The organism is Paraburkholderia sp. GAS42 (assembly GCF_050436565.1).
Classification (GTDB): domain Bacteria; phylum Pseudomonadota; class Gammaproteobacteria; order Burkholderiales; family Burkholderiaceae; genus Paraburkholderia.
The window spans coordinates 176,816-192,387 of record NZ_JBNDML010000015.1; the positions used below are offsets into that span (position 1 = coordinate 176,816).

Here is a 15,572-nt window from a genome sequence, read left to right on the forward strand (position 1 = left end):
GGCGCCATGGACCCGGTGAACAGGATTATCGTGCTGGACGATGAAGCCGAGTTGCGCAACATGCTGCAACGGTTCCTGACCGGGCATGGTTTTCAGGTGCGCGTGGTCGCCGACGGCAAGCGGCTCGACCGCTACCTGCAACGCGAGCCGTACGACCTGCTCGTGCTGGATCTCATGATGGAACCGGAAGACGGCCTGTCCATCTGCCGCCGGCTGCGCGCCGAAGGACAGACGCTGCCGATCCTGATGCTGACCGCGAAGGGCGACCCGGTCGACAGGGTGGTCGGCCTCGAGACCGGTGCCGACGACTACCTCGCCAAACCGTTCCTGCCAGACGAACTGGTCGCCCGGATCCGCGCGCTGCTGCGCCGCCAGAAAATGGCGGCAGGCGATCCGACCGTCACCTCGCAGACCTTGCGCTTCGGCAACTTTCTCTTCGATGCGGGCAAGCAGACGCTACTGCACCAGGGCGAACCGGTCGAGGTTCATTCCGCGCAGATGCTGCTGTTGCACGCGCTGGGGTCGTCGCCGAACCGGCCGGTGAGCCGCGAGAATCTGCTCGCGCGCGCCCGCGGCCGTGACCACGACGCGCTCGATCGCAGCATCGACGTGCAGATCCTGCGGCTGCGCCAGATCGTCGAAGACGATCCTTCGAAGCCGCGCTTCATCAAGACCGTGTGGGGCGTCGGCTACATGCTGGTCGCCGGTATCGAGTCGTGATGCGGCGCGTGCTGTTCCCTCTGTTGCCCCGTTCATTGCTCGCGCGCAACATCGCGTTGCTGGTGGCGCTGGTCGCCCTCGCCCAGGTCTGCTCGCTCACCGTCCTCCTGCATTATGTGCAACGCCCGCGCATAGAACGCGCGGCGATCATTTTCGCCGATTACGTGAAGACGCTCGATGGCGTGTTTGCAGCCATGCCGGGCGATGAAGGCCGCGCGGCGGCTGCACGGCTCGGCGGGCAGACGCAGCTGCCAGAACACACCGGACTGGAGCCGAGCCCCAGTGCGATCCGTTTTTTTCGCACTTATCAGCGCGATGTCTTTGTCGAGGCATTGCAACGCTATCTGCCGCCGGACATCCCGGTGCGATGGCAGAGCGGCGACGGGGAGCGGCTATGGATTCGCGTGCATGTCGCCGGCGGGCCCCGCTGGATCACCCTGCCGATGACCGAAGATGCGCACGCGAGCGGTATCGCCATGACTCTCGCGCTGTCGGCAGGCCTCGCGTTGCTGGCAGCGCTAACGGGCTATCTGATCCAGTTGCATATCAACCGTCCGCTTCAGGATCTGGCACGCGCGGCGCGGCGCGTCAGCGCGGGCGATGCGCCCGTCGCGCTTCCCACCAACGGTCCGACGGAAATCGCCCAGGTCAGCCGCGCCTTCAACCAGATGACCCTGGCTTTGCAGCAGGCCGAAGCGACGCGCGCGCTGATGCTGGCCGGCGTGTCTCACGACATTCGCACGCCGTTGACCAAACTGCGCCTCGCCATGGCGATGGCGATTCCGCGCGGCGCCGACGATACCTTCGTGGCATCCGCGGAAGGCTATCTCGATCAGATCGACACGATCCTCCAGCAGTTCATGGACTACGCGGGCAGCGGCGAGCGTGAGGTCCCGCAGCCCGGCGATCTCAATGCACTCGTCGGTCAGCTCGCTGCGGACTTCGCGGGGCTCGGGCATGAATTCGAGCTGTTGCCCGGCGACATACCGGTGTTTGCGTTCAGGCCGGTGAGCGTGATGCGTCTCCTGATGAACCTGATGCAGAACGCAGTCGTGTACGGACGGACCGGTTTGTTGGTGCGCACGTGGACCGAAGGCGACTCGGCGTACGTCGCCGTATGCGATCGCGGCAGCGGCATCAGCGCGGAGGAACTGGAGCAGCTCAAGGCGCCCTTCAGTCGCGGCAGAAATGCACGCGGCCATTCGGGCGGCACCGGCCTCGGACTCGCGATCGTCGAGCGCATTGCGCGCCTGCACGGCGGCTCGTTGCAGTTTCGCCCGCGTGACGGCGGCGGTCTCGAAGCCGTGGTCGCGTTGCCGCTGAACCGGCATTCCGCCTAGGCCGAAGATCCGCCGCGAGCCTTACGCCCGAACGCAACGTACGGGCGACATGGCGCGACATAATTCCCGCATGGCGCGCAGAGCCGCTTCCTCCCATACTCGCGTCTGCGTGTTGCGGCACACACCGATAACAGACGGGCTGCACTCACGCAGGCGTGCTCTCCGATAGTTTGCGATCCTGTGGATCGAACGATTGTCGGCGACATCTTTTCGACAATTGACGGCACGACGGTGCCGATGACAGGATCAACATTCAACATGCAGACTTCATTCAGATTCCTCGCTGACAACGCTACTCGTCTGGCAGGCGCAGCACTGGTGGCGGGATCGCTGTTTCTTACGGGCTGCGCCGCGGGCGTCACCGGCGTGAGCCAGGCTACCGTCCAGCCGCAGGTGCGGGCGGACATCATCTATGTGGATTCATTCGACGCCACGCCAGATCAGGTGAAAATGGACAGCGGCATGGCACAGAAGCTGAAAACGATGATCGCCGGCCAGTCGACTGCGAGCGCGCAGAACCAGACGGCGCGCGAAGCGCGCGAGCAGGTGTCCAATGAAATCGTGAAGCAGTTGCAATCGATGGGACTGCGTGCGGCACGCTCGGACGGCCCCGTGCCCGCAGACCGGAATGCGCTGATCGTCGAGGGTAATTTTCAGAAGATCGATGAAGGCAACCGCAGGCGTCGCGTGTTGATCGGTCTTGGCGCCGGCAAGAGCGAGGTCGGCGCGTCGGTCCAGATCCTGTACAAGCCGGCGGACGGCTCGCCGATGCCGCTGCAAAGCTTCTCGGCCGATGCGGACAGCGGCCACATGCCGGGCGTGGCTGAAACAGCCGGGGCAGGCGCTGCTGCCGGTCATCTCGCGAGTGCGGGTGCAACAGGCGCTGCCCTGCATGGCGTGTCCGAGGTGAAGCGCGACAGCATTTCCGCGGATGCCAAGCGGTTGGCCGATTCGATCGCGAAGCAGGTGGCGGCGGCGAGCGCGGCAAATGGCTGGATGTCGCCTGAGCGGACGGATTGATGGGTGTGTGCGTGAGCGTGCTGCCCGTAACCGGGGTATGTCGGCGGCACGCGGTTGAAGCCCGCGGTTGAGGCCCGCGTCGCCCCAAGCTGACGAGACCGTATGGTTCGTTGAAATTTGGTTGTAAGTCGCCGTTGTTACAGTCCTTGAAAGCATTTCGCCGCCGGACGCCGGACCGGGTTCCTGCAAACAGGCAGAAAGGACGAGAGCGACAACCCATGAATACTGCCCGTGCATTCTGGCTCATTCTGACGCTGCTTTTCACGAACCCTGTCTGGGCGTTTCAGTCGAGGGTTGTCGCGATTCCCAGCGCCGCGATGCATAAGTCGTTCGAGGCGACAGTCGTACTACCTGACCAGTACGTGCGGGGCAACGATGTCGATCGTTTCCCGGTTGTCTACCTGCTGCACGGATCAGGCGGCGACTACACCGACTGGGCCGCGAACACGCAGATCGGCCGGCTGGCAGACCGCTATCACGTGATCCTCGTGATGCCGGACGGCGGTCATGAGAGCTGGTACATCGACAGCCCTGTCGATCCGCGCAGCCGCTACGAAACATACGTGGGTACGGAAGTCGTTGCCTATATCGACACGCACTTCCGCACGATCGCCACGAAACAGGCACGCGCGATCACCGGTCTGAGCATGGGCGGCTTCGGCGCCCTGCGCATCGCGCTGGACCGGCCCGACGCATTCGGTGCTGCGGGGAGCATCAGCGGCGCGGTCGATCCGCGCGGATGCAAGGATGAGCCCGGCATCAGCCACGTGTTCGGCGACCCCGCCCGACACGCTGCCTTCTGGAACAGCAACGCTATCGTCGAAAATGCCCGCAGCTTTGAAAATGCCCATATCGCGCTGACGATCGATTGCGGCGTCAACGACTCCCTTGTCAAATCGAATCGCGCGCTGCACGAGCGGCTTGTCGAGCTAGGCGTGCAGCACGATTACGCGGAGCGTCCCGGCGGCCACACGTGGGAGTACTGGGCCAACGCGATCCAGTATCAGGTTCTCTTCTTCTCGACTTCATTCCAGCGCAACGACTCGCGCGCGCAGACCGCGCACACGTGACGGCCGGCTTCGCCGCTCCGGCGAAGGCCGGTTGACACGTCGGCCCAGGCACCAGGAAGCCTGCCAGGACACCACAGAGTCACTCATCCAGCGCTGACGGTCCCCATCGTTCCTCGTCGAGCAGGTAATCGAACAACCGGTTGCGCTCCTTTTTCGACAACGGGGAAAGGCCGAGCAGTTCGGTGAAGATCAGCCCTCTGGCGGCCGCCCAACGCACCAATGCCTGATCGGAATCAGCGGCTTCCGCCTTGATGGATTCGATCTTCTTCGCATCCAGCTTCCGGGTGGAGGCGAGCAGCTCGGGATCTTCGACCAGCGCCGCGATGACCGCGAGAGCGACCGAGTGTGACTGGTTGATAGCCTCCCGCGCAGTCGCGATCGTCGACATCAGCGTGCGCTCCTGCATCGAAGGGTCGGCGCCAGCCAGGTACGTCTGCGAGAAATTTTCGAAGTATTCGACCTGGTGCGCCAGCAGCGCTTTGAGAATGCCGATCTTGTTGCCGAACTGATGCAGCAGGCCGCCCTTGCTGATGCCGCTCTCGCGCGACAGGGCGTCGAACGTCAGTTCGCCCGGGCCGTCCCGGGCAAGAATGGCAAGAGCGGCCTGAATGGCAGCGTTACGGGATCGTTCCGAGCGGGTGGGATTGTCCATGGGCTCCAGTAAAGAGAGTTGCGATTGCGCGCGCAGATCGTGGTCTCGCTGAACCGACCCGCACGCGAGACCCAAAGCGGTCCAGTGATTATGGCCCGTTTGCAGGCGCCGGCGCGGTTCTGCGAGCGCTGCGATCATCCACTCGCATCAGGTCCGGACGACGTGACAGCCGGGCTTCGATAGCACGGCCGACGGCGAAACTGCGCGCACGCATCATACAGGTCATCCGGCAGCTCAGGCGCCGTCGCAGTGAAGTTACCATCACAAAAACAAACCGTACATCCGGTTTACATCCGAAACTGTCGGTGCTACGCTTCGTTCTCGCATCACGGGCAGGCCACGATCTGGCCTGGGCGCCCCGTTCGCGGAAACTTTAAAGGAGCCTGGAATGAAAAAATCGGACAACGTACGCCTTCTCGTGATCGCAATCGCATGTGCAGCGCTGGCTGGCTGCGCGAGTGAACAGCCGGTTGCTTACTCGGGAATCGCCTCGTCGGCGTACCTGAAGCCCAATTCGCGGGGCGACGCTGCGCGGGTTCCATACCGTTACACGACCCAGGCGGACTGGTACGGCTACCGGAAACTGATCATCGATCCGGTGACGGTCTACCGCGGCGCTGACAATCAGTTTGGCGAGATGCACGATGCGGACAAGACGACGCTTGCGAAGTACATGCAGTCGACCTTTACCGAGAAACTGGGCAAGCGGTTCGAGATGGCAAACGCGGCAGGCCCGGATACGCTGCGCCTGAAGTTGACCCTCACTGGCGCCGAGACGAGTACCGCAGTCATTTCGACCTTTTCGCGATTCGATATCGCCGGCGGTATCTACAACGGCGTCCAGGCCGTCCGCGGCGGCAAGGGCGCGTTCACCGGCTCCGTCACCTACGCAGTCGAAATCTACGATGCTTCGACCAACCGTCTTCTGCAAGCCTATGTGACGAAGCAGTATCCGAACGCGATGAATATTGGGGCGACGTTCGGCTCGCTCGGTGCTGCGAAGACCGGTATCGACAAAGGTGCCGACGCGCTCGCGGAGCAACTGAACTAGCCGGGGTTGATGAGCCGGCCGTGTTCAGCCGACGCACGCCGTCCTCGTTGATCTGGTTCGTGCCGCTTGCCGCAGCGCTGATTTGCATCGCGCTTGCCGTAGAGGCACTTATCGCTCGCGGACCGACTGTTACGATCAGCTTCGTGAGCGCCGAAGGACTCGAGCCAGGCAAGACGAAGCTCCGTTACAGAAACCTCGATATCGGATCGGTCAAGGCGATTCGCCTGTCGCGCGATCATTCGCGAGTACTCGTCGATACGCAGTTGACGGACACCGCGAAACAGTTTGCCGTGGAAGACTCACGCTTCTGGGTCGTGCGGCCGCGCATCGGCACGAGTGGCGTCTCCGGACTCGAAACAGTGCTGTCGGGCGCCTACATCGGTGTTGATCTGGGTCGTTCGCGCGAGCGGCGTTCGCAGTTTGTCGGTCTTGAGACGCCGCCCATCGTCACCAGCAACCGGAATGGGCGACGCTACGTGCTGCACGGCACGTCGCTCGGTTCGATCGATATCGGTTCACCGGTCTATTACCGGCATGCACAGGTCGGGCAAGTCATGGGGTTTTCGCTTGACCGGGACGGCCATGGCGTGACCATCGATGTCTTTGTCGATGCTCCCTACGACCGGTACGTTGATCTGAAATCACGCTGGTGGCATGCAAGCGGCGTTGATCTGCAGCTCGACTCGCGTGGCTTCAGGCTCAACACCCAATCGCTTGCGACAGTCCTCGCGGGCGGCATCGCTTTCCAGCAGCCGCATCCGAACCAGTCCGTGGGCGAAGCGGCTCAGGACGGAGCCGCGTTCAGTCTTGCCGACGACGAGGCCGATGCGATGCGCGCACCGGATGGCCCGGCGGCCCCGGTCGTCATGAAGTTCGATCAGTCGCTGCGCGGGCTGTCGGTCGGCGCGACGGTGGACTTCCATGGCATTGAACTCGGCTATGTGACCGCGATCGACGTCGAATACGATCCGAAGCGCGGTGAGTTCAAGATGCCGGTGACGATGAGCCTCTTCCCGGACCGGCTCGGTTTGCGCTATCGCGAATCGGCTGCTCACCGCGACCCGGAGGAAGGTAAGGCCCTGCTGCGCAAGCTCGTCGCGCGCGGATTGCGCGGGCAGTTGCGCACCGGCAACCTGCTGACGAACCAGCGTTATGTGGCGCTCGACATGTTCCCAAACGCGCACCCCGTCGCCATCGACATGACCAGGACGCCGCTAGAGTTGCCGACCGTGCCGAATACGCTCGAGGAACTGCAGGTGCAGATCGCGGACATCGCGAAAAAGCTTGATCAGGTGCCGTTCGCCGAAATCGGCGCGAACCTGAACAACACACTCCGTAGCGCCGTCAGTCTGTTCGACGAACTCAACACGGAACTCGTGCCGCAGGCCCGCGACACCCTGCAGGCGGCCCAACAGACTTTCAGTACCGCGCAGGCGACGTTGCAGCAGGACGCCCCGCTACAGGCTGACGTGCGCGAGGCGCTCAGACAACTGAACCGGACGCTGCAAACGCTGAACCAGCTTGCGGATTATCTCAAGCAGCATCCCGAGTCGTTGCTGGGTGGCAAGGCAAGGGATTAAGGACCGTGAAACCGGTGGCCCGACACGTTTTGTCTCACACAAGTTCGTTCAATCAATCGCGTGCGAAAAACACGCTAACCGGAGCCAGGAACATGTTCGCGTCAATGATCGGGAACTGCATCAGCGCACTGGCAGGCGTTTCGCCGATCGCGGCAATGCTGCTGGCGTTTGTAACCGGATACCTCGCGGTTGGCATCCCCGTGCAATTGCGTCATGGCGCCGTCTCGCGCGACATCTGGGGCACAGCGGGCGGATTATGTGTAGCCGCCGCTTACGCAGCGGTTCTTGCTGGCATCATGCCAGCCCTGCATCATCTGCCATCGACGACGGCTTACGTAGCACAACAAAGATGAAGGCGCGGCGACAAGACGCGTGCAGGAACGCAAAAGGGCGAACGTTGCCGTTCGCCCTCGTGCGCCTGCCTGAGTTGTTCGGTAACCGATCGGGGAGATCAGTGATCAGGCAGGATTTGCAGCGGTGAAATTCTTGTACGCCGCGTACGACGTCTTCTTCGTGACGCCATCCGCTGCGAGCACGCCGAACACATCGCCACCCGGCGTGTCGATCAGCTGATACATCATGACCGACTGCAGATTGTACGTCTGGCGGAGCGAGTAGTACTCCTTCAGCGTGTTGGCCACGTAAGTCGCCTGGGCGGCCGGCGTGTCGCCCGTGTAGTAGCCCCACTCCGTCAGCCAGATCGGCAGGCCGAATGTTTGCAGAATCTGCAGCACATTCGTGAGCCCCTGCGAACCCGCACGTACGATGTCGCCCGACGTTTCGTACCAGTGGAACATCGTGATGTCCCAGCGCAGCGGCGTCGCATTCGACACCGCAGTCGCCGTGCCATTCGGCGACTGGCCATTCCACAACATCTGCAGCGCCGTGTAGGCAAGCGGGACGCCAACGTTAATGCCGCACTTGATGGACGAGTCAACCGACTTCACACCGTCGATCATGCCGCGAAGCACGCCGCGGAACGCAGGCCAATAGGCTGTGTTGTAGTTCGACGGCGAATTGCCTGCGCCGTTGCTGATCAGGCCGTTCGCATCGAGTTCGTTGCCGCATTCGACGTGGCTCACGAGTCCCTTGAGCGGCGTGATGATCGACACCGCCAGCTGGTAGCCGTAGTTGTACGCCGTGGATTCCGACGCGGTCTGGTCGTAGTTCATCGGGTTGATACACGGCAGGATCGAGACGCCGCTACCCTTGAACGCGCCGGTCAGCGCCTTCTGGACGGTTTGCGCCATGCCCGCATCCGCGACGTCGACCCGATAGTTGGTGACGCCGAGATCCTTGAGGATCGCGACCTGCTGCGCGGGCGTCAGTGTCTGGTAGGCGGTCGAGTTCCACGCCATGTGACCGTTCATGCCGAAGAACAGCGAGGTGGCGGCGGCGGGAGTCCCTGCGTTACGCGGATCCGACGTCGCGGCCCAGCCGTTGTTCTGGTAGACGTACCACAGCCCCGACGCGTCCCACGCGTAGACGGCGTGGTTCCAGTACAGCAGCATCGACACGAGAACCGGGCACCAGGTCTGGGCGCCGGCACGCAGTACCGCACCGTTGCTCAGCGTCCATACCGCGCTGGCGTTATCGGTAATCGCCTTCGCGGGCGGCACCGTTGTGCCTTGCGTCGATTCGCGTGGATCGTTCGATGTCAGCCAGGCGTTGTTCTGGTAGATGTACCACAGCCCCGACGCGTCCCACGCATAGACGGCGTGGTTCCAGTACAGCAGCATCGACACGAGAACCGGGCAATACGTCTGGGCGCCGTCACGCAGTACCGCACCGCCCGACAGCGACCACGCCGAGCCGTTGGCGTCGGTCATTGCGCTGGCCGGCGGCATGGTCAGGCCCGAAACGGACTCGCGCGGATCGTGCGATTTGTTCCAGGCATTGTTCTGGTAGACGTACCACAGGCCCGATGCGTCCCACCCATAGATCGTGTGGTTGTAGTACAGCAGCATCGACACCAGCACCGGACATCCCGAGTTCACGCCCGCGCGGAGCACCGCACCCCCGGACAGGGTCCACTGGACGCCGTTAGCGTCCGTGATCGAGGTGGCCGACGGTATGGTCGTGCCGGAAGCGGATTCGCCAGACAGGCTCGCAGCCTGCGCACGTTGCGACCTGGCCGCGTTCGCCGTTGCACTGGCGCCGCCACTGATGGGGTCACTGCCACCTCCGCCGCCGCAAGCGGCGAGCGCCAGGCTACCAGCGCCTGCGAAAAGACCTGCCAGGAATCGGCGACGGGTTGCCAGCGTATTGCCAGGATTGACTGTCGAACCGCGCACTGCGGGGACTGCACTTTCTGCCGCCACTGCGACAACGTTTGCTTCTTTTACTGCCCTGCTCATCTCCACTGCCCCCCAAAATTACCGAACGGGGCGGAGTATATGGGCAGGCGGCGCCAATTTATTACCGAATAAATAATTCACAGGAAATTAGCAAAAGCAGCCGCGACAGAAATACCTCTGCGAAATACATGTTCTTTCGGGCATATTTACTTGTCTGATGTTTAAATATAGTCGTACTATATTGATTTATAAGACAAAATAATGGATACAATAGTTTTGAGCTATGCTGGAAAAGGAAGCATAGAGAGGAGAAATTTCCTCACCTGAAATGTGTAAAACAATTAATACGAAATGCGCTAGAAAATGAAACATAATGTAACTGCGAATTCACTGTTATCGCCCGCTTTCCATGTGTGGGAGTGCAGTACATGGGGGCGCGAACAGGCCAGCCCATCGTTATCGGGCACGCGTTCTGCTCTTGACTGTTAGCGAAATAGCAAAAGCCTGCCGCATGCCCAGGGCGGCGAGATGCGGCAGACTTTCGATCGTTACGTCACGCAAGTTCGCCCATATCGGGCGGATGCGCGTGTCGACCGATCAGGTCATCGTGCCTGAATCGACGTTTCTCTCGCCCCTTCTGCCGGACCGGCTTCTCGCCTGATCCCGGGGGCCGAATCTGCTGACAAACCGCTCGAAGCCCTCGATTGGAAGCGGTTTGCAAAACAGGAAACCCTGGTAGGCGTGGCATCCTGCTACCGCCAGAAAATCCCTTTGCGCGTCAGTCTCGACGCCCTCGGCAATCACGCCCAGATCGAAACTTCGGGCAAGCGCCACAATGGTTCTGGCGATGTCGGCATCGTTGGGGTCGACCAGAATGTCGCGCACAAACGATCGGTCAATTTTCAGCTGGTCCAGCGGCAACCGCTTCAGGTACGACAGCGATGAGTATCCAATCCCGAAATCGTCCAGCGCAAAAGTCACGCCTCGCGCTCTAAGGGCGCTCATCTTTTCGATAATGTCCTCGACGTTCTCGACGAGAACACTCTCGGTCAGTTCCAGCTTCAGCCTGTCTGCCCTCGCCCCCGTTCGATTGATGACCGTCATCACACTGTCTACAAAGTCTGGCTCACGAAATTGCCGGGCGCTTACGTTCACTGCTATCGAAAGATGCGCCATCGATGGCCGCGCCGCCCACGCGGCGAGCTGGGTACACGCGGACTGCAGTACCCCTTGTCCTATCTCGAGGATGAGCCCCGTCTCCTCCGCGAGCGGGATGAATTCGGCCGGAGGTATCATGCCGCGCACAGGATGCTCCCAGCGCACCAGCGCTTCAGCGCCTGTTATGAAGTCGCCGTCAATGACCTGCGCCTGGTAGTGGAGCACGAAGCGATTCTCCTCAATGGCATTGCGCAGACCCACCTCAAGTTCGGCTCGTTTCAGGACAACCGTCTGCATCGCAGGGTCGAAGAAGCACATTGCATTGCGGCCGCGCTCCTTGGATTTATACATGGCGAGATCGGCCTGCTTGAAAAGCTCGTCCGTGGAAGTCTGCTCGCCATCGAATACAGTGACGCCAATGCTGGCGGTACTGCGAAACTGGACGCCGTTGAGCTGGTAGGTGCTGCCAAGAACGGCGAGGATCCGTCCTCCCACCACCTCGGTCTCCGCGGTCGCTTTCGCCTTGTCCAGACTCAGGTTCCCCAGCACGACAACGAACTCGTCACCGCCGACGCGGGCGACCGTATCGCCCTCACTGACACTGCTCGACAGGCGATAGGCAACCTGCCGCAGGAGCAGATCGCCTTTGTCATGACCTAACGTATCGTTTAGCGTCTTGAAATGGTCGAGATCGATAAACATGAGCGCGCCGCAGACCTTCTTCCGGCCGCTGGACGCCATTGACTGCCTCAGGCGATCGAGCAGCAGCGCCCGATTGGGCAGGCGGGTAAGCGTGTCATAGAAGGCAAGTTCCCGGATCTTCTCTTCCGTCTTCTTACGCTCAGTGATGTCGTGGTGCGTACCGACGTAGTGCGTAACAGCACCGTCTTCACCGGTCACCGCCGAGATGGTCAGCCACTTGGGATAGATCTCGCCGCTCTTTCGACGCCCCCAGATCTCACCCTGCCAACCACCGACGCGGCGGATGGTCTCCCACATCTCGCGGAAGAAATGGACATCATGGAGGTCTGACCTTAGCAGGCGCGGCGTTCGCCCCACGACTTCTTCCGGTGCATATCCGGTGCACTCGGTGAAAGCCGAGTTCACGCGCAGAATCGTGCTCTCCGCGTCGGTGACCATCATCGCTTCCTGCGAATCGAAAGCAACGGCGGCGATGCGAAGCTCAGCTTCAATCTGCTTGCGCTCCGTGATATCGCGGCCACTCGTCCGAAAACCGATGAAGTCGCCCCTCGCGTTACTGATCGGGACCCAGGAGACTGACAGCCAGACGAGCGAACCATCCTTGCGCACCCAGCGGCATTCAAGGTCGTCGCCGCGAAAGCCCTGCAGCCCCTTCTGAAACTCCGGCGCAACGCGCGACATGTCCTCCGGATGGATCAGCGTGCGTGCGAAGTCGGGCATCGCCATACATTCGTCGACCGTGTAGCCGGTGTAGTGCTCAACGGACGGATTGATCCAGCGCGGCTTCCCGTCCGGCCCCCACCATATTTCCAGATTCACCGTGCAGTCTGCAATGGCGCGAAATTTTTCTTCGTTTTCACGCAATTCCTGTGTCATTGCCGAGGCCAGTCGCATCGCGCGGCCCCGCCCTGTCATCATGAGCCAGGTCAGAAGCGTCAGCAGGAAACTCAGCCCCGTACCCGCGACCGCAATCAGCGCCTCAGCATTACGACCCAGTCGTGACCGGAACTCGTCGGAAGCGGTCATCGACAACGTCCAGTCGTGTCCGTCGACAACCAGATATTCGCTTGCGGAAATGAGCGTGGGCAAATTCCCGCTGTTTGCATCTGAAGTGCGATGCAGGAGCGCTGCCTCCGATGGTTCTACGCCATCGTAAATAGCCAGCGAGATGCCGGCTGGCTGTTCACCGTAAAGACTGGCGATCACGTCGTGCATGCGGAACGACGCATAAACCCAACCGGTGATGTGCGCCCGACGCTGCGCTACGTTATCCAGCGTGACACCGGGCGTGTAGATGGGAAGGTACATGATGAAACCGGGCGGGCGGTCCGTTTCCATGTCGATCGAAAGGCGAACCTTTCCCGAGACGGCTGCCATGCCGGAATCACGGGCCCGCTCCATGGCAAGTCGCCGCACCGGATCGTCCCAGGTGTCGAAGCCGGGCGAACTACGCGTGCGGCCAACATAGGGCTCGCGCTGAATGACGGGCGCATAGTCCTCGCGCCGCCCGTCGGGCTGTATCGTGTATCCCGCTATTCCGCCCTGGCGCATTTCCGCTATGTGGGACTCTTTGTCTGCCGCCGGCACCCACTCGACGACACCAACGGCGTGGACCCCGGAAAAGTTTACGTCGAGATTGAGCGCGCCCACGTAGCGCCGGAACTTGTCGCGGTCAATCGTTCCAGTCGCGGCGAACAGGCTCTGCACGCCTCGCAACATCAGCTCATACGTGGCCATCCGCTGTTCGACACGGCTGACGGCGTCACCCATTGAATATTCAAACTGGGTGCGCAGTTCTTTTCGGGTAGCCTGCCGCTCGTGATCCCATACTATCCACGTCAGGCAAAGCGACGTAGCAAGAACCAGTAGTGGGAGCAGGACGGAGCGCCACCTCATGGCGATGCCTGGAAGTTGACCATGGATTCGGCCAGGTCAGGCTTGAAGTACTTTTCGAAGATGCGGCGCACCGTTCCATCAGCACGCATTTCGTCCACCAGCGCCTTCCACTTCGCCCGCTCGGCATCCGGGAGCGCTTTCTTTGACATGATCAGACCGTGCGGCACGGAGGGATCGTTGAACTCGAGAATCGTCGTTACTTCGCGAATCTTCTTCTCGTCCAGGGCGGGGTAATCGAAGGGCTCAATAATCATGCCCTGTATGCGACGAAGAATGAGCGCCTGGTAGAGCGGCTCCAGGCCGCCCGCCAGGCTGATACGGTTCTCTGAAGTCAATTTGTCGACCAGCGCATTGGCCGAATCGCTGTAGCGGAAACTGCGGATCACGCCGAGCTGGGAGCGCCCATCACCCTCAAAATCCGCGACGCCATGGATGCCCGCGTCTTTGCGCACAAGCAAATAGTATTTGTTGCTGAAGTACCACGCGAACGATGCATATTGATTACGCTCCTCAGTGGCGATTCCCGAAAGACTGAAATCGAGTGCACCTGATTCGATCAACTTCCAGATACGTGCGCGCGACATCAGGCTGACCTTGATCTGGCAACCACTACGTCGAATCAACTCTTCCGCAAAGTCCTTGTCGATGCCGCTATCCGTATCAAGCGAATAGAGCAGACCATGGTCGTGCAATCCGAGCGTAAACGGCCGGGAACAGTCCGGTCCGCCCGCGAAGGCACTACTCACCCCACACACCGCAATTAGCACACCGCCAAGCCAGTTTCGAATCACAGCGCCTCCGCAGCGGTACTTCGCATTTTGAATTCTCATCCGCAACCGCAACCGCGACCCGACGGCATGTCCAGCCGGTCTTTTTCCTGGCCGGTCAGGTCTTTTTGTACGCTTTCTCAACGCGACGTCTTCCCGGCACATGCGACGAGCGCTCGGGAATTTCGCCCACAAAGCCTCCGCACGCATTATCGGCAAAACTTCGCCATTCTTGAGCGTTGCCTGCATCTTTTTTCCCGATGCACGTTGACCACCCATGCCGACTCCAACGACAGCGACGACAGCGAAACGGAGTGACGGCGGCAGACGGATACGGCCGGATCGCGCATCGGCACGCTAAGACCTGTAGCGCAGCGCATCAATCAGCACAGCCAGGGCTCGTGAAGACTGACGGCGACTCGGGTAATACAGGTGATAACCTGGAAAAACTGGGCACCAATCCTTAAGAACCGGCTTGAGTCGTCCATCGGCAATATACGGTTGCGCCAGATCTTCCGGAATGTACGCAAGGCCGCAGCCAGCCAGCGCCGCATTGAGCATCTGGTTGGTTCCGTTAAACACTAACTGGCCGTCGACACGCACCTTCACTTCATGACCCGCCTTTTTGAATTCCCAGGCATACAGGCCACCATAGGTCGGTAGCCGAAGATTGATGCAGTTGTACCCGGTCAGGTCATGAGGCGTTTTCGGCCGCGCTCGATTCGCGAAACAGGACGGCGCACCCACCACCGCCATGCGCATGTCCGGCGCGATGCGTACGGCGATCATGTCTTTGGCCACCTGATCGCCAAGCCGTACGCCAACGTCAAACCGCTGCGCGACGATATCGGTCAGTCCAAAGTCGATGACGATTTCGATCTTGATGTCCGGATAGTCGGGCAGAAGCTGCGCCAGCTTCGGCTGAAGGATGGTAGCCGCCGCGTGTTCGTCTGTCGTGATGCGGATGGTGCCGGCGGGTTTATCCCGAAGCTCGCTCAATGCCGCCAGTTCTTCGTCGATCTCGTCGAACCGTGGCCCCACCGTCGCCAGCAGACGCTCGCCTGCCGGCGTGGGCGAGACGCTGCGCGTCGTCCGCGTCAGCAGCCGCAGCCCTAACCTTGATTCGAGCCCACGGATGGTGTGGCTCAGCGCCGATTGTGACACCCCAAGTTTCGCTGCTGCCCGGGTAAAGCTCTGTTCGCGCGCCACGGCGACGAATGCCAGCAGATCGTTAAGGTTTTCGCGCGCCATTCATGAATCTCGCTCATATGGGTTTGCCGATTCCACCCTCTAGTCACATGCTACCGCAGCCAGTAAAT

Annotated in this window: 12 protein-coding genes; 7 read left to right on the forward strand and 5 right to left on the reverse strand. The window is 61.2% G+C overall.

Going from position 1 to position 15,572, the window contains the following annotated elements; translation table 11 throughout:
• Positions 1-6: 6 nt before the first annotated feature.
• The 4 genes from P3T16_RS22390 to P3T16_RS22405 all read left to right on the forward strand — a co-directional run bounded on the left by P3T16_RS22390 (position 7) and on the right by P3T16_RS22405 (position 4,150).
• On the forward strand, positions 7-720 hold the full coding sequence (locus P3T16_RS22390) for a response regulator (protein WP_429343901.1): 714 nt from the start codon (positions 7-9) through the stop codon (positions 718-720).
• Positions 720-2,060 carry an ATP-binding protein gene (locus tag P3T16_RS22395; protein WP_429343902.1) on the forward strand — a complete coding sequence of 447 codons (1,341 nt, stop codon included), beginning with the start codon at positions 720-722 and terminating at the stop codon, positions 2,058-2,060. The genes P3T16_RS22390 and P3T16_RS22395 overlap by 1 nt, the downstream gene beginning before the upstream one ends.
• Positions 2,061-2,318: 258 nt before the next feature.
• A complete protein-coding gene (locus tag P3T16_RS22400; RefSeq protein WP_429343927.1) occupies positions 2,319-3,080 on the forward strand; it encodes a DUF4410 domain-containing protein in 762 nt (253 codons plus the stop codon).
• Positions 3,081-3,298: 218 nt separating this feature from the next.
• Positions 3,299-4,150 carry an alpha/beta hydrolase gene (locus tag P3T16_RS22405; protein WP_429343903.1) on the forward strand — a complete coding sequence of 284 codons (852 nt, stop codon included), beginning with the start codon at positions 3,299-3,301 and terminating at the stop codon, positions 4,148-4,150.
• Positions 4,151-4,229: 79 nt separating this feature from the next.
• Here P3T16_RS22405 and P3T16_RS22410 read toward each other — a convergent pair whose 3' ends face one another.
• A complete protein-coding gene (locus P3T16_RS22410) occupies positions 4,230-4,802 on the reverse strand; it encodes a TetR family transcriptional regulator (protein WP_429343928.1) in 573 nt (190 codons plus the stop codon).
• Positions 4,803-5,190: 388 nt separating this feature from the next.
• On the opposite strand from P3T16_RS22410, the gene P3T16_RS22415 reads away from it, so the two are divergent.
• The 3 genes from P3T16_RS22415 (at position 5,191) to P3T16_RS22425 (ending at position 7,786) form a co-directional block, all read left to right on the forward strand.
• Positions 5,191-5,853 carry a DUF3313 domain-containing protein gene (locus P3T16_RS22415; RefSeq protein WP_429343904.1) on the forward strand — a complete coding sequence of 221 codons (663 nt, stop codon included), beginning with the start codon at positions 5,191-5,193 and terminating at the stop codon, positions 5,851-5,853.
• A 20-nt stretch (positions 5,854-5,873) separates the two neighbouring features.
• Positions 5,874-7,433, forward strand: coding sequence for an intermembrane transport protein PqiB (locus P3T16_RS22420; RefSeq protein ID WP_429343905.1), 1,560 nt, complete (start codon positions 5,874-5,876; stop codon positions 7,431-7,433).
• A gap of 92 nt (positions 7,434-7,525) precedes the next feature.
• Positions 7,526-7,786: a hypothetical protein gene (locus P3T16_RS22425; RefSeq protein WP_429343906.1), complete on the forward strand. Its 261-nt coding sequence runs from the start codon at positions 7,526-7,528 to the stop codon at positions 7,784-7,786.
• A gap of 105 nt (positions 7,787-7,891) precedes the next feature.
• On the opposite strand, the gene P3T16_RS22430 is transcribed toward P3T16_RS22425, so the two are convergent.
• The 4 genes from P3T16_RS22430 to P3T16_RS22445 form a co-directional block, all read right to left on the reverse strand.
• Positions 7,892-9,727, reverse strand: a complete 1,836-nt coding sequence (locus P3T16_RS22430) for a hypothetical protein (protein WP_429343907.1) — start codon at positions 9,725-9,727, stop codon at positions 7,892-7,894.
• Between the two features lie 600 nt (positions 9,728-10,327).
• Positions 10,328-13,486: a bifunctional diguanylate cyclase/phosphodiesterase gene (locus P3T16_RS22435; protein WP_429343908.1), complete on the reverse strand. Its 3,159-nt coding sequence runs from the start codon at positions 13,484-13,486 to the stop codon at positions 10,328-10,330.
• On the reverse strand, positions 13,483-14,277 hold the full coding sequence (locus P3T16_RS22440; RefSeq protein WP_429343929.1) for a substrate-binding periplasmic protein: 795 nt from the start codon (positions 14,275-14,277) through the stop codon (positions 13,483-13,485). Before P3T16_RS22440 ends, P3T16_RS22435 begins: the two co-directional genes overlap by 4 nt.
• A gap of 333 nt (positions 14,278-14,610) precedes the next feature.
• Entirely contained in the window at positions 14,611-15,504 is an 894-nt protein-coding gene (locus P3T16_RS22445; protein WP_429343909.1) for a LysR family transcriptional regulator, read from the reverse strand.
• Between the last annotated feature and the right edge of the window lie 68 nt (positions 15,505-15,572).

What these genes read in the sequence shown, in the direction of transcription:
- P3T16_RS22400 (WP_429343927.1), top strand. Translation starts at nt 2,319, where the DNA reads ATGCAGACTTCATTCAGATTCCTCGCTGACAACGCTACTCGTCTGGCA.
- P3T16_RS22415 (WP_429343904.1), top strand. Translation starts at nt 5,191, where the DNA reads ATGAAAAAATCGGACAACGTACGCCTTCTCGTGATCGCAATCGCATGT.
- P3T16_RS22435 (WP_429343908.1), bottom strand. Translation starts at nt 13,486, where the DNA reads ATGAGGTGGCGCTCCGTCCTGCTCCCACTACTGGTTCTTGCTACGTCG.
- P3T16_RS22445 (WP_429343909.1), bottom strand. Translation starts at nt 15,504, where the DNA reads ATGGCGCGCGAAAACCTTAACGATCTGCTGGCATTCGTCGCCGTGGCG.
- P3T16_RS22395 (WP_429343902.1), top strand. Translation starts at nt 720, where the DNA reads ATGCGGCGCGTGCTGTTCCCTCTGTTGCCCCGTTCATTGCTCGCGCGC.
- P3T16_RS22390 (WP_429343901.1), top strand. Translation starts at nt 7, where the DNA reads ATGGACCCGGTGAACAGGATTATCGTGCTGGACGATGAAGCCGAGTTG.
- P3T16_RS22410 (WP_429343928.1), bottom strand. Translation starts at nt 4,802, where the DNA reads ATGGACAATCCCACCCGCTCGGAACGATCCCGTAACGCTGCCATTCAG.
- P3T16_RS22425 (WP_429343906.1), top strand. Translation starts at nt 7,526, where the DNA reads ATGTTCGCGTCAATGATCGGGAACTGCATCAGCGCACTGGCAGGCGTT.
- P3T16_RS22405 (WP_429343903.1), top strand. Translation starts at nt 3,299, where the DNA reads ATGAATACTGCCCGTGCATTCTGGCTCATTCTGACGCTGCTTTTCACG.